The 12,579-nt window shown below is 42.6% G+C and carries 16 protein-coding genes; 4 read left to right on the top strand and 12 right to left on the bottom strand.

All coding sequences use genetic code 11. The features are described 5' to 3' along the window. Window positions 1-111: 111 nt before the first annotated feature. Window positions 112-837, top strand: coding sequence for a 16S rRNA pseudouridine(516) synthase (locus tag OVN23_RS02640; RefSeq protein ID WP_267240389.1), 726 nt, complete (start codon window positions 112-114; stop codon window positions 835-837). 33 nt (window positions 838-870) lie between these two features. Here OVN23_RS02640 and OVN23_RS02635 read toward each other — a convergent pair whose 3' ends face one another. Both OVN23_RS02635 and OVN23_RS02630 read right to left on the bottom strand, forming a co-directional pair. Then, window positions 871-1,254 (bottom strand): rhodanese-like domain-containing protein, encoded by a 384-nt coding sequence (locus OVN23_RS02635; RefSeq protein ID WP_000259257.1) that lies wholly within the window; start codon window positions 1,252-1,254, stop codon window positions 871-873. After that, window positions 1,254-1,523, bottom strand: a complete 270-nt coding sequence (locus OVN23_RS02630) for a YqgQ family protein (protein ID WP_049539509.1) — start codon at window positions 1,521-1,523, stop codon at window positions 1,254-1,256. The genes OVN23_RS02635 and OVN23_RS02630 overlap by 1 nt, the downstream gene beginning before the upstream one ends. A 63-nt stretch (window positions 1,524-1,586) precedes the next feature. On the opposite strand from OVN23_RS02630, the gene OVN23_RS02625 reads away from it, so the two are divergent. Then, window positions 1,587-2,495 carry a LysR family transcriptional regulator gene (locus OVN23_RS02625; protein ID WP_001222592.1) on the top strand — a complete coding sequence of 303 codons (909 nt, stop codon included), beginning with the start codon at window positions 1,587-1,589 and terminating at the stop codon, window positions 2,493-2,495. Between the two features lie 53 nt (window positions 2,496-2,548). Here OVN23_RS02625 and OVN23_RS02620 read toward each other — a convergent pair whose 3' ends face one another. The 5 genes from OVN23_RS02620 to miaA are packed head-to-tail and all read right to left on the bottom strand — an operon-like array spanning window position 2,549 to window position 7,000. Next, entirely contained in the window at window positions 2,549-3,304 is a 756-nt protein-coding gene (locus OVN23_RS02620) for an SDR family NAD(P)-dependent oxidoreductase (RefSeq protein ID WP_267240387.1), read from the bottom strand. 20 nt (window positions 3,305-3,324) lie between these two features. After that, on the bottom strand, window positions 3,325-4,254 hold the full coding sequence (rnz, locus tag OVN23_RS02615) for a ribonuclease Z (RefSeq protein WP_023936369.1): 930 nt from the start codon (window positions 4,252-4,254) through the stop codon (window positions 3,325-3,327). Between the two features lie 14 nt (window positions 4,255-4,268). Continuing rightward, the gene (locus OVN23_RS02610) at window positions 4,269-4,892 is read right to left on the bottom strand and encodes a cystathionine beta-lyase (RefSeq protein WP_267240386.1); all 624 of its coding nucleotides are present in this window, start codon (window positions 4,890-4,892) and stop codon (window positions 4,269-4,271) included. Further along, window positions 4,885-6,123 (bottom strand): GTPase HflX, encoded by a 1,239-nt coding sequence (hflX, locus tag OVN23_RS02605; RefSeq protein ID WP_267240385.1) that lies wholly within the window; start codon window positions 6,121-6,123, stop codon window positions 4,885-4,887. The genes OVN23_RS02610 and hflX overlap by 8 nt, the downstream gene beginning before the upstream one ends. Next, window positions 6,116-7,000 carry a tRNA (adenosine(37)-N6)-dimethylallyltransferase MiaA gene (miaA, locus tag OVN23_RS02600; RefSeq protein WP_262081740.1) on the bottom strand — a complete coding sequence of 295 codons (885 nt, stop codon included), beginning with the start codon at window positions 6,998-7,000 and terminating at the stop codon, window positions 6,116-6,118. The genes hflX and miaA overlap by 8 nt, the downstream gene beginning before the upstream one ends. Before the next feature lie 120 nt (window positions 7,001-7,120). Here miaA and OVN23_RS02595 point away from each other — a divergent pair, with 120 nt between their 5' ends. Together OVN23_RS02595 and OVN23_RS02590 are read left to right on the top strand one after the other, a co-directional pair. Then, complete coding sequence (locus OVN23_RS02595; RefSeq protein ID WP_001051780.1) at window positions 7,121-7,291, top strand: DUF3042 family protein; 171 nt, start codon at window positions 7,121-7,123, stop codon at window positions 7,289-7,291. A gap of 23 nt (window positions 7,292-7,314) precedes the next feature. Beyond that, the gene (locus OVN23_RS02590; RefSeq protein WP_262081741.1) at window positions 7,315-7,485 is read left to right on the top strand and encodes a hypothetical protein; all 171 of its coding nucleotides are present in this window, start codon (window positions 7,315-7,317) and stop codon (window positions 7,483-7,485) included. Window positions 7,486-7,490: 5 nt separating this feature from the next. Here OVN23_RS02590 and OVN23_RS02585 read toward each other — a convergent pair whose 3' ends face one another. The 5 genes from OVN23_RS02585 to pabB all read right to left on the bottom strand — a co-directional run bounded on the left by OVN23_RS02585 (window position 7,491) and on the right by pabB (window position 12,578). Further along, window positions 7,491-8,330 carry a thymidylate synthase gene (locus tag OVN23_RS02585; protein ID WP_262081742.1) on the bottom strand — a complete coding sequence of 280 codons (840 nt, stop codon included), beginning with the start codon at window positions 8,328-8,330 and terminating at the stop codon, window positions 7,491-7,493. Between the two features lie 96 nt (window positions 8,331-8,426). Continuing rightward, complete coding sequence (locus OVN23_RS02580; RefSeq protein WP_262081743.1) at window positions 8,427-9,386, bottom strand: ROK family glucokinase; 960 nt, start codon at window positions 9,384-9,386, stop codon at window positions 8,427-8,429. 110 nt (window positions 9,387-9,496) lie between these two features. Further along, window positions 9,497-10,189: an excalibur calcium-binding domain-containing protein gene (locus OVN23_RS02575; RefSeq protein ID WP_267240379.1), complete on the bottom strand. Its 693-nt coding sequence runs from the start codon at window positions 10,187-10,189 to the stop codon at window positions 9,497-9,499. A gap of 49 nt (window positions 10,190-10,238) precedes the next feature. Further along, a complete protein-coding gene (locus tag OVN23_RS02570; RefSeq protein WP_267240378.1) occupies window positions 10,239-10,856 on the bottom strand; it encodes an alpha/beta fold hydrolase in 618 nt (205 codons plus the stop codon). Beyond that, a complete protein-coding gene (gene pabB / locus OVN23_RS02565) occupies window positions 10,857-12,578 on the bottom strand; it encodes an aminodeoxychorismate synthase component I (protein WP_267240377.1) in 1,722 nt (573 codons plus the stop codon). Window position 12,579 lies beyond the last annotated feature (1 nt).

Genomic DNA, 12,579 nt, shown 5'->3' with positions numbered 1-12,579 from the left:
ATAATTTCAAGTAAATAACATAACTCAAGCAAGTGTAAATGTTTTCACTCTGCTTTTCTTTTCACATCAAGCCTTTTCAAAGCAAGCGACTTATGATAAGATAAGCACAGTATGCGTTTAGATAATTTATTAGCCCAAGAAAAAATCAGCCGAAAGGCCATGAAACAAGCCTTACTCAAAGGAGAAATTCTAGTCGATGGTCGCCCAACCCGCTCCCTAGCCCAGAATATCGATACAGGACTGCAGGAACTCCTCTTTCAGGGCCAAATCATTCAAGGCTATGAGCACACCTATCTTATGCTTCATAAGCCAGCTGGTGTCGTTACAGCCAACAAAGACAAGAAACTTCCAACCGTCATGGACCTGCTTCCACCTAATATTCAGTCTGACAAGCTCTATGCTGTCGGCCGACTGGACCGAGATACGACAGGACTCCTTCTCTTGACCGATAACGGTCCCTTGGGCTTCCAACTCCTCCATCCCCAATATCATGTCGATAAAACTTATCAAGTTGAGGTTAATGGACTTCTAACACCTGACCATATCCAAGCCTTTCAAAAGGGAATTGTCTTTTTAGATGGTACTATCTGCAAACCTGCAAGACTAGAAATTCTATCTGCAAGTCCTTTCCTCAGTCAAGCCTCCATCACCATTTCAGAAGGAAAATTTCATCAGGTCAAGAAAATGTTCCTCTCAGTTGGTGTCAAGGTAACCTCCCTCAAACGTACCCATTTTGGCCCTTGGAGTTTGGATGATAATCTTCAAGAGGGAGACTATCGCCCCCTCAACTCAAAAGAGCTGACAAGTATTCGTGAATTTCTCAGAAAAAGTGGTTAAAAAATGAGCTCGGAAACATCCAAGCTCGTTTTCTTATTTCTCAACTTTGACTTTCCCTTTCCAAGAATCCAAGCCATAAGAAAGGATATAAATCTCAGAAAAACCTTGTTTTTTCAAGTAAAGGGCTGCATTTGTAACTCGTTGCGCACGTTGGTTTTCGTAGAGAAGGACAGGTTTATCCTTACGAAGGGCTGCAAGACTAGTCTTCAACTGACTTGAAGGAATATTGCGAGCCCCAAGAATATGTTTTCTGTGGAATTCTGCTGGGTCGCGCAAATCAATCAATTGACCCGTACGAATCAAGGCTTCAAACTCCTCATTGTCCACGATTTTAGCTGCACGTCGAATACGAAGATAGTTAAAGCCCATCCATGCCAACATTGCCAGTATAAGTGCCCACAAAATCCAAGTAACCATTAGTTCTTTTCTCCATTTTTCTCAATATAATCCAATTCTACCTTGTGCTCTCTGCGAAGAACTGCTTCTGCCTCTAGATAGTCTAATTTGTCCATCAACCCTGCATCGTAAATTCGAGAGAGCTCCAACTTCATCAGTTCAATATCATATAAGCGTTTTCCCATGTAAACAATAATACCAAATCGTTTGAGGAATTGCTGCACATCATAGAATGTTTTCATAAGACTCATTCTAGCAAAATTTTGTGTTTTTTTCAAGAAGAGACCCACACAATGCCCCTGATTTTCCTATCTTCTTTGGCGATTCTGACGCAAGTGTGGTACAATAAAAACATGAGAATTCAACAATTACACTATATTATCAAAATCGTCGAAACTGGCTCCATGAATGAGGCAGCCAAGCAACTCTTTATCACCCAGCCAAGTCTTTCCAATGCTGTGAGAGATTTGGAAAATGAGATGGGGATTGAGATTTTTATCCGAAATCCCAAGGGTATCACCTTGACCCGTGATGGGATGGAGTTTCTCTCTTATGCCCGTCAGGTTGTCGAGCAGACTCAGCTTCTGGAAGAACGCTATAAAAATCCTGTCGCCCACCGCGAACTCTTTAGCGTTTCGTCTCAACACTATGCCTTTGTAGTCAATGCCTTTGTCTCTTTGCTCAAGAAAAGCGATATGGAAAAATACGAGCTTTTTCTTCGTGAAACGCGGACTTGGGAGATTATCGATGACGTCAAGAACTTCCGTAGTGAGGTCGGTGTCCTATTTTTGAACAGCTACAACCGTGATGTTTTAACGAAAATGCTGGATGACAATCACCTGCTGGCTCACCATCTCTTCACAGCGCAACCGCATATTTTTGTCAGCAAGACCAATCCTCTGGCAAAGAAAGATAAGGTCAAACTATCTGATTTGGAAAACTTCCCTTATCTCAGCTATGACCAAGGAACTCACAACTCCTTCTACTTTTCAGAAGAAATTCTTTCTCAAGAACACCACAAGAAATCCATCGTAGTCAGCGACCGTGCTACCCTCTTTAATCTCTTGATTGGTCTGGATGGATATACGATCGCAACAGGGATTTTGAACAGCAACCTCAACGGAGACAATATCGTTTCTATCCCACTGGATATTGATGACCCTATCGAGCTGGTCTATATCCAGCATGAAAAAACCAGCCTATCTAAGATGGGCGAACGCTTTATCGACTATCTCCTAGAAGAAGTCCAGTTTGATAGTTGAGAAATGATAAGAACCAATATGTAGGCTAGCAACAACCTGCATATTGGTTCTTTTTACTTATAATTAAAAGTTTCCCCTGCCAGCTTATCAGCTAGCTTAGGAAAGAGAGTATAAAACTTATGGGCTAGGTTCAACAAAACTGGGAGATTGAGTTCCCGTTTGTTTTTCCCTATAATCTTGACAATCTTTTTAGCCACTGCATCTGGTTCTAGCAGGAAGCGTTCAACCGACTTGAGATAGGTGCCATCTGGGTCGGCTTGGTCAAAAAATCCTGTGCGGATTGGTCCTGGATTGACTGTCGTCACATAGACTCCATAGGGCATGAGTTCGAGGCGCAGAGCATTTGAAAAACCAATAGCCGCAAACTTGGTCGCTGAGTAGAGACTGGACTTGCCAGTAGCAATCAAACCTGCCATGCTAACAATATTGATGATATGGCCTTTTCGACTTTCCTTCATTCGAGCCGCAAGGCGACGAGATAGATTCATCAGGGCAAAGGTATTGACCTCAAACATCTGATGAATATCTTGGTCAGAAATCTGGTCAAATCCCTCAAAAATCCCGTAACCAGCGTTGTTAATCAAGACATCAATCTTGCCATAGCGGAGATAAAGATCAGTTACCAGAGCTTCTAGGGCTGAATCGTCGGTAATATCAATTTCAATCAATTCTGCATGGGAATAATTTCCGTAGAGTTGGGCTAATTTTTCCTTATTTCTACCAAGCAAGATGAGTTGGTCATTGGGCAGGAGTTTGACCATTTCTTGAGCTAGACCACCGCTAGCTCCGGTAATGAGAATAGTAGGCATACTTATCCTTTCTGTGACTGCTAGATTTCCACTTCTTCCAAGTCTTTGACCACATGGACATTTTCAAAAATTGTGGCAGCGTCTTTCTTGAGTTTGCTTATATCTTTTGAGAGGAAACGGGCACTGATATGGTTGAGTAGGAGGCGTTTGGCACCTGCTTCTACCGCTACTTGTGCAGCTTGCATATTAGTTGAGTGACCATGGTTACGAGCAATTTTTTCATCACCCTTGCCATAAGTGGACTCATGAACTAGGACATCTGCATTGACAGCCAGACGCACACTGGCATCCGTTTTTCGAGTGTCACCAAGAATAGTGATAATCTTACCTGGACGTGGAGCTGAGATATAGTCAGCTGCCTTGATTTCAGTACCGTCTTCAAGAACTACGTCTTGACCGTTTTTGATTTTACCAAAAAGCGGGCCAAATGGGACACCAGCAGCCTTGAGTTTTTCAGCATCCAGCGTTCCTTCCAAGTCCTTTTGAATGACACGATAGCCAACACAGAAAATAGTATGATCCAGCTCCTCTGCATACACCGTAAATTTATCGGTCTCAAGGATTTTTCCTAAAGAATCTTGGTCAAACTCATGAAAATGAATGCGGTAGGGCAAACGAGAACCCGACACACGAAGACTGGTTAAAACAAATGACTTGATACCTTGCGGTCCATAGATTTCCAAATCTGTCTGCTCTTCATTGGCCTGAAAAGCACGACTAGAAAGGAATCCTGGCAAGCCAAAAATGTGGTCTCCATGCAGGTGGGTAATAAAGATTTTACTGACCTTACGTGGTCGAATTGTGGTTTCAAGAATACGATTCTGCGTACCTTCTCCACAGTCAAAGAGCCAAACTTCGTTAATCTCGTCCAAGAGTTTCAGGGCGAGACTTGAAACGTTGCGGGCTTTAGAGGGCTGACCAGCCCCCGTTCCTAAAAATTGAATATCCATTCGATACTTTCTAATTAATCAATATATAACATGGCTGTGCGGTTTTCCGATCGGAAATAGCGCTTGCCAGAAAAAGCAGTAGCTTCTTGTAATAGCTCCTCTTGGCTGTATCCTTTAAGACGCTTGCGACCATCAGCCAAGCTTTCCAAATCAGTCAAAGCTGTGAGATTTTCCACACTAACAACTTCCTCATCTCCAACAGCCTTCATGTAAATCTTACCAGACTCCTCAAAGACTAGTTGATGGGGAAAAATTTGTGCAATTTCAAAGAGCAAGTCTTCTGAAATAACCTCTTTCTTTTCAGAGAAAATCCGACCCAGACCCTCACTCTCATAACAAAAACCAAAGGATTTACCAGACAGGTTAAGGCGAATAAAGGGCTTGTTTTCTAGAGTGAAACTAGGTTCAGCATTGTAGAGATTCAGTTCCTGACTGAGTTCCGCAAAATAATCCGTCGCAGCCTCAGGACTTTTTTTCTGGTATAGCTCTGCAAAGTAAGCATTGACCACGCTAGGCGGAGGAGTGATCAGTGCCAACTGCTCCTGCTCTGTTTTACCAGCTAGAAGTTGATCCAGATAGACCTTATCCAGACTTGTATAGCCCCCATATTTTAGAGCCAACGTTTTAATATCAGTCATAAAATTCCTCTAACCTCCATTTGTTTTTCTCAGAAATGTAGCCTGTAATCACTTCGCCGTCATCCTGATAATCACGTTCTTCCAGAATCGCCACACTTTCTAAATCATGAATCTTATAGGACTTAGAAAAAGGCACTCGCAGGGTAAAGGGTTCGAAAATATCCTTGATTTTCTCTAAAAACAAAGCCTGCAAATTCTCACGACTATCCTCAGACTTAGCAGAAATGAGAGCGTATGGCGTTTGAGTAGGCGTGAAATCCTCCACCAAATCCGCTTTATTATAAAGTGTCAGACGAGGAATATCTTCCATGTCCAGGTCTTTCATGATGGACAGAACTGTTTTTTCATGCTCCTCATGGTAAGGATTGCTAGCATCGATAACATGAACCAGAAGATCCACATGCTTGCTTTCTTCCAAGGTTGACTTAAAACTGGATACCAGCTCTGTCGGCAAATCTTGGATAAATCCCACGGTATCTGTCAAAGTTACTTGGAGATTGCCTCCCAGATGGATACTCTTAGTCGTCGCATCCAGAGTCGCAAATAGCTCGTCCGCTTCATACTGAGTCTTACTTGTCAAGGTGTTCATGATGGTTGATTTCCCAGCATTGGTGTAACCAATCAAACCAATCTTAAAGATGCTGGACTCCAAACGTTTTTCTCTGACAGTCGCCCGATTTTTCTCAACCACCTTGAGTTGGCGCTCGATATCCGTGATTTGGTTGCGAACACTACGACGGTTCAGCTCCAGCTGGCTTTCACCAGGTCCACGGGAACCAATTCCCCCTGCCTGACGGCTGAGCATAATTCCCTGACCAACCAAACGAGGCAAGAGATATTTGAGCTGGGCTAGGTGAACTTGGAGCTTCCCTTCATGGCTTCGAGCTCGCATGGCAAAGATATCCAAAATCAACTGCATACGATCAATAACCTTAACACCCAGAACTTCTTCTAAATTGACATTTTGCCTTGGCGTCAGACGGTTGTTGACAATGACAGTGGTGATTTCTTCTGCATCCACCATAAGCGCAATCTCTTCCAACTTACCAGAGCCGACGAAGGTCTTAGAATCATATTTTTCACGTTTTTGTCTGTAGCTATCTACAACGATTGCCCCAGCTGTCTTAGCTAAACTGGCCAATTCTTCCATGGAGAGGTCAAAATTGTCCATGCCCTGCAATTCCACACCTATGAGCAGGACTCGCTCCTCTTTTTTTTCCGTATCAATCATCTAAAAACTCCTCTATCTGGCTTAAAATGCGGTCTTGCACACCAGCTTCTCCAATCTGATAAAAGGTGACCTGCATGCGATTACGGAACCAGGTCAACTGACGCTTGGCAAAACGACGAGTAGCCTGTTTGAGACTCTCACTAGCTTCCTCCAAGGTCTGCTCTCCACGGAAGTAAGGAAAAAGTTCCTTGTAGCCAATTCCTTTAGCGGCCTGCACATCAGGGTAATGGTCAAAGAGCCACTTAGCCTCATCCAAAAGCCCAGCCTCAAACATCAAATCCACGCGGCGATTGATACGTTCATATAATTGACTGCGCTCATCATCCAAGCAGATAATCAATGGTTCATACAAAGTCTCTTGATTTTCCAATTCCTGACCAAAATGGGCAATTTCCAAGGCACGCATCGCACGACGACGATTAAACTGAGGAATTTTAAGGTCTGCTTGCTCCACCAGATGAGCTAATTCCTCATCTGTATAAGGCTCCAAGCTAGCCCGATAGGCCAAAATCTCCTCATGGGGAGTCTCCCCACCTAGGTGGTAACCTTCTAGCAAGCTCTGGATATAAAGTCCAGTCCCACCAGCGATAATGGCCAGCTTGCTACGGCTGTGAATATCCTCAATAGCCATCTTAGCTTCTGAAACAAAATCAAAAGCCGAGTAAGACTCGGTTACCTCTCTAACATCGATTAAATGATGAGGAACAGCTGCCTGCTCTTCTGGACTAGCCTTAGCCGTTCCAATATCAAGTCCTCGATAGACTTGCTGGCTATCTCCACTAACCACTTCGCCATTAAAACACTTTGCAACTTCAATAGCAAGGTCTGTTTTTCCAACAGCAGTCGGCCCAACAATCACAATTATTTTTGTTTTCATCTTTTTTCCTTGAAAAATTCCCATTTTTTCGTTACTATTATTATAACACAAAAAGGTCAGTCAGAAAAATGTGACCTCTTGAGGAGACTGGCTGATTAAGAAGATAAAGGAGGAAGACTCATGGCTAAAGGATTCGCTAAAGGTCTTGTAACAGGTGTCGCAGGAACTGTCGCTGCCGTTGCAGGTGCAGTATACGCATTTAAAAAGAAAGTAATCGAACCAGAAGAGCAAAAAGCAGCTTTCATCGAAGAAAACCGTAAAAAAGCAGCTCGCCGCCGCGTATCACGTTAAGAAACAAAAGAAGTTGGGATTTATTGTCTCAACTTCTTTTTCTATTCTTCTATACTGAGCAAACTAAGAAGCTAGCCGCAGATTGCTCAAAGTACTGCTTTGAGGTTGTAGATAAGACTGACGAAATCAGCTCAAAACATGGTTTTGAGGTTGTTGATGAAGCGACGCTGACGTGGTTTGAAGAGATTTTCTAAGAGTATTAAATAGCTAGGTCAAACTTCAACTGTGGCTTGACAGGGGCATAATCCACCAACTCAAAATCTTCTGCTTTGATATCAAAGAAATTGGTCCCATCTGGAACATTCAAGACCAAACGTGGTTGACAGTTTGACGGCTCACGACGAAGCAATTCCTGAGCTTGTTCAAATTGATTGTCATAGATATGGAGGTTGTTGATGAAGTAGAAGAACTTACCAACCTTCCAGCCAAAATGCTTGGCAATCATCATTTGAAGAGCCACATACTGCATAGCATTGATGTGGTGGGCCACTAGCATATCATTGGAGCGCTGGGTCAAGGTCGCATCCAGATAGATTTCTCCATCTACACGGCGGACATCAAACATAGTCTGAAAGGCACATGGGAGCAACCCATCTGTTTCTTCGAAAGCTTGGTAATCCCAAAGGGAGATAATGTTTCGACGGTTCCAAGGGTTGGCTTCTAACTGCTTGAGAATCTTATTGATGATGTCGTGTTTCTTAACAACAGCACCATAGCGCTCACCAATGGTTCCTGTATCTCCCACTTCCCAGTCATTCCAATAGTGAACATTGTACTTATCATTAAGCACTTCTAGGCTATTAGACTGGTCTTGGTAAATCCAAAGTACTTCCTTGATGGCGGATTTAATTGCAATGGGACGCAAGGTTGTGATGGGAAATTCGCCCTTAGCCAAGTCATACTCGGCAAATGCACCCGTTACATACTTGGAGTTGGCAACAGTCCCATCCTTGTACTTAGGACGAGCCTGCTCTGAGAAAACACCTTCCTTTAGAATGCGTTCAATATTCTCTTTAAAAATCGTATCTGCTTTTGTCATTTACTCTCACCTCATTTATTTCCTAACTAGTATAGCATAAAAAAGAAAAGAGGAACATTACTAACTCTAGGTTAGCATTTTTCCTCTCTCATTATCTTATTGCAATACAAGTGATGCTGCTCCGATAACTCCAGCGTCATTTCCTAGAGTTGCAAGAGCCAATTTTGTTGATGTGCGTACTTGTGGGAAGCTATTTTCGTCGTAGACTTTTTGAACACCTTGTAGAAGGAATTCTCCCGCAGCTGACACACCACCACCAATTACGATTGTTGATGGGTTGAGGATTGAACCGATGTTGGCACAAGCGATTCCCAAGTAACGTGAGAAGTTACGGTAAACGATCAAGGCGAGGTCGTCTCCTTCTTTTGCGAGGTCAAAGACAGTCTTAGCAGTTACTTCTTCTCCGTTATCAATCAAGCGTTTCAATGCTGCATCACCTTCGTATTCATCGGCATAGCGACGAGTTAAGTTGACAATCCCTGTTGCTGAAGCGACTGTCTCAAGGCAGCCTTTCTTACCGCAGGTACATGCGATTGGTTGGTCAAAGTCAACAGTGATGTGGCCAAGCTCACCTGCTGCACCAGCAACACCGTGAAGCAATTTGCCTTCTGCGACGATACCACCACCAACACCAGTACCAAGTGTCATAAAGACAACATCTGGTTGGTTATCACCAGCCCCCATCCAGCGCTCACCAAGAGCTGCCACGTTGGCATCATTATCAATGAAGAATGGAATACCCAAGGCTTTTTCAATTTTTTCTTTAATTGGTTGAAGGGTTTTCCAGTTCAAGTTGTAGGCACCAATAACAGTTCCTTTTTCGCGGTCAACCACACCTGGTGATCCCATCCCAATTCCTTGGAAGTCCGCTGCTGCCAATCCAAGCAAGTTCAAACGATGCTGAATAGATTCAATCATATCATCAACGATATGACTTCCCTCATCCAAAATGTTGGTCTTGATAGACCATTTTTCTTGGATTTCTCCTGCTGTTGTTAAGATTGCAAATTTGATAGAAGTTCCACCAAGGTCAATCCCAATAATCTTTTGACTCATCATATTCTCCTTTTTCATTGTATAGTAATTGAAAATGCTTACAGCACTAGTATAACAAAATTCATTTACTTATGCAAAGGTTTGCATTAACTTTCTAAATTTTATCTGATTTATGGTTTCCAGAGACCTGAAGCATCTACGTAGTAACGTCCATCATCAACTCGCTCATTCTTAGCCATTTTGCCATCTGATTTCAAATAGTAGTTTCCTTGCCATGCATTGCGAGCATAAGAACCATCTGATTTCAAGTAATACCAGGCTTGGTAAGAAGAGTCATAAACCCACTCACCTTGTGCCATTTTACCGTTTGACTTAAGGTAGTAAGCTCCTTGCCATGCATTTTTTGCATAAGAACCATCTGCTTTCAAATAATACCAAGCCTGATAAGAATCATCATAAATCCATTCGCTCTGGGCCATTTGACCATCTTCTTTCAGGTAATAGCTTCCCTGCCATGCATTTTTCACTGGATTGCCATTTCCATCAAAGTAATACCAAGTACCATCCTGCTTAACCCAGCCACTTGTTGTTGATGAACTTGTATCAGTTTGAGTTGTAGTCTCTTGTTTTGCTTTAAAGGCACCCTTAGGAGCATTTTTCAATTCGCAAGCCACACCATCATGATCGCGGTCTAACTTGGCAGAATAACCGGGCTCTCCCTCATGAATATCTGCATATCCATTCGCCCAAGCTTCCTTACAACTCGAAAAATGAATGTTTTCCTCTGCTAACACAGGTTGTGAAAACAAGGCTAAAACTGGCAAGGTAGCCAGACTCATTTTTAAAAATAGACGTTTGTCCATTTGGTTCTCCTCTAACGATGTTATCGATTTCACTATTATTTTATCAAACTTATTTCAGCAATTCAAGGAAACTTCTGGTATTTTCTACAAACTCCTTTGGTTTTTCCTTATTCAAGACATGAGGTCCATCTGGTATAATCTGAAATTGAGATTCTGATATTAGTTTATGAAGACTTCTCATAGAACTGAGATTCGGTTTATCTTTGCTGCCACAAATTAGTAAGGTTGGATAAGGACAAGTTCTTGATATATCAGTTAAATCAAGTGTCTTCAATTCCTCAGAAACTCCGACCATAAGAGCTTTGTCTGCTCCCTGTTTTTCAAATACCCTTTTGGGAAGTAGTTTAAAAATCAGCAACTGAAGATAAAATAAGATATTACCGGACAGTTTAAGTGGACATCCTGATAGAACCAAAGCTCGAAGATTTGGTAAATCGTAACTAGATAGTTCTAATGCCAGGGCAGCACCTAAGGACAATCCAATCAAAACAAAAGGTTCTGTCTCTTGAGCTAGGTGTTGATAAACTCGCTCCTTAGCTTTTTGATAGCTGCTAACTCCAGAAGGAAATAACTCGATAGCCTCAGAAGGATAATCTGTCAGTAGATTCCGAACTTCTTTCCAAGACTCTGCTGACTGCCCTAACCCATGCAAAAATATCAGTTTCATCTAATTCTCCTCTAGGCTTAATTCATACAAGCCTCTCACTGCATTACAGCCATATATAGCCTCAACTTGGGCTAAGTCTGTCAAGGTCAAGACTTTCTCTTCTACTTGTCCTGTTTCTAGTAAATACTGACGGTAAATTCCTGGCAAGATTCCAAATCGGACTGGCGGTGTATAAAGTTTTCCAGTGATTTTCAAAACCAAATTTCCTATAGAGGTTTCAAGTAGTTCTCCTGACTTATTGTGATAAATTTTCTCTTGTTTCCCTAGGCTCAAGTGAGGTCTGTGGCTTGTTTTGAAGTAGGTAAAGGCATGTTGCAAATTAGCTTCCTGAAGGCAAAGTTTGGCTTTGCAGAAGGTCGGACTGAGAGGTTCCAATACTTGACGATCGACTTCTATCTCTCCAGACTTGCTAAGGCTAATTCGCAAGCAGTAATCTTGATTAGCATCACAAGTCTGACACTCTGCTTCAATCCTTTGTCTCAAAATTTCTGGGTCAAAAGGATAAGCAAAATATCGACTAGCTTTTCTCAGTCTTTCCAAATGTTGTTCTTCAAACAGCAAGCACTTCTGGCTGATTTTCCCTGTAGTAATCAGTTTGAAACGAGCTTGTTTACGATAGAGAACAGCTGCCTTTTGATGAACCTCTCGATATTCATATTCCCAAGTGCTATCCCAAGTAATGCCTCCGCCAACTCCATAAATGGCTTGACCTTTGTGAAGTTGAATGGTACGAATGGCCACATTAAAAATCCGTCGTCCATTTGGAAGCAAGAGACCAATCGTTCCACAGTAGACTCCACGCGGTTGTGGCTCCAAGTCCTTGATAATCTCCATAGTCGCAATTTTGGGAGCTCCCGTTATGGATCCACAAGGAAAGAGAGAGCGAAAAATTGTAACTAAATCAACATCTGCTCGCAACCGACTCTTGATGGTCGAAGTCATCTGCCAAACAGTTGAATACTGCTCTACCTGACACAGACGCTTCACGTGCTCACTCCCCACCTCAGAAATACGGTTCATATCATTGCGCAAGAGGTCCACGATCATCATATTTTCAGAGCGATTTTTGGGGTCCTGTTCCAACCAAGCTGCCTCCTCCAAGTCTTCTTGGTCAGTCATGCCACGCTGAGTCGTTCCCTTCATTGGTCGCGTTGTCAACTCGCGGTCATTTTGCTCAAAAAAGAGCTCTGGGCTCATGGAAATCACTGCCATCTCGTCATGTTCCACATAGGCATTATAGCCTGCTTCCTGCTCTACTACCATACGATTATAGATAGCAAAAGGATTGGCGCTTAAATCTTGTTTGAGTTGGACGGTGTAGTTGACCTGATAGGTGTCCCCCTGCCGCAAATGATGGTGAATTTGAGCAATCGCCTTTTCATAGTCCTCTGCAGGCGTTACTTCCTGCCAATTTGAAGGCAAATCAACCTCATCATAAGTCAGAGGAATAGGGGAGGTCTCCACCCTATCGTGAACAGTAAAGTAAAGTAAATACTCGTCCAATAAAGGTGCCTTGTGAACTGCTAATTTTTCCTCAAAAGCAGGTGCAGCCTCGTAGCTGACATACCCCACCACATAATAGCCTTGCTCTTGGTAGCTTTCCACTTGTGCCAGCAAGGCTGTTACTTCCGCTAAATCTCTGGTTTTTAACTCTTTGATAGGCTGGGTAAAGATGTATCTCTCCCCTAAAGCCCTAAAATCAATCACTGTTTTTCTATGCATA

The organism is Streptococcus sp. Marseille-Q6488 (assembly GCF_946902925.1).
Classification (GTDB): domain Bacteria; phylum Bacillota; class Bacilli; order Lactobacillales; family Streptococcaceae; genus Streptococcus.
This window is presented reverse-complemented; position numbering and strand designations above follow the sequence as displayed.

Bases quoted from the DNA above. Each gene is read 5' to 3' on its own strand.
- rnz (WP_023936369.1), bottom strand. From the start codon at position 4,254: ATGGATATTCAATTTTTAGGAACGGGGGCTGGTCAGCCCTCTAAAGCC.
- OVN23_RS02610 (WP_267240386.1), bottom strand. From the start codon at position 4,892: ATGACTGATATTAAAACGTTGGCTCTAAAATATGGGGGCTATACAAGT.
- OVN23_RS02575 (WP_267240379.1), bottom strand. From the start codon at position 10,189: ATGGACAAACGTCTATTTTTAAAAATGAGTCTGGCTACCTTGCCAGTT.
- miaA (WP_262081740.1), bottom strand. From the start codon at position 7,000: ATGAAAACAAAAATAATTGTGATTGTTGGGCCGACTGCTGTTGGAAAA.
- OVN23_RS02640 (WP_267240389.1), top strand. From the start codon at position 112: ATGCGTTTAGATAATTTATTAGCCCAAGAAAAAATCAGCCGAAAGGCC.
- hflX (WP_267240385.1), bottom strand. From the start codon at position 6,123: ATGATTGATACGGAAAAAAAAGAGGAGCGAGTCCTGCTCATAGGTGTG.
- OVN23_RS02620 (WP_267240387.1), bottom strand. From the start codon at position 3,304: ATGCCTACTATTCTCATTACCGGAGCTAGCGGTGGTCTAGCTCAAGAA.
- OVN23_RS02595 (WP_001051780.1), top strand. From the start codon at position 7,121: ATGGCTAAAGGATTCGCTAAAGGTCTTGTAACAGGTGTCGCAGGAACT.
- OVN23_RS02570 (WP_267240378.1), bottom strand. From the start codon at position 10,856: ATGAAACTGATATTTTTGCATGGGTTAGGGCAGTCAGCAGAGTCTTGG.
- OVN23_RS02635 (WP_000259257.1), bottom strand. From the start codon at position 1,254: ATGGTTACTTGGATTTTGTGGGCACTTATACTGGCAATGTTGGCATGG.
- OVN23_RS02580 (WP_262081743.1), bottom strand. From the start codon at position 9,386: ATGAGTCAAAAGATTATTGGGATTGACCTTGGTGGAACTTCTATCAAA.
- OVN23_RS02625 (WP_001222592.1), top strand. From the start codon at position 1,587: ATGAGAATTCAACAATTACACTATATTATCAAAATCGTCGAAACTGGC.
- pabB (WP_267240377.1), bottom strand. From the start codon at position 12,578: ATGCATAGAAAAACAGTGATTGATTTTAGGGCTTTAGGGGAGAGATAC.
- OVN23_RS02585 (WP_262081742.1), bottom strand. From the start codon at position 8,330: ATGACAAAAGCAGATACGATTTTTAAAGAGAATATTGAACGCATTCTA.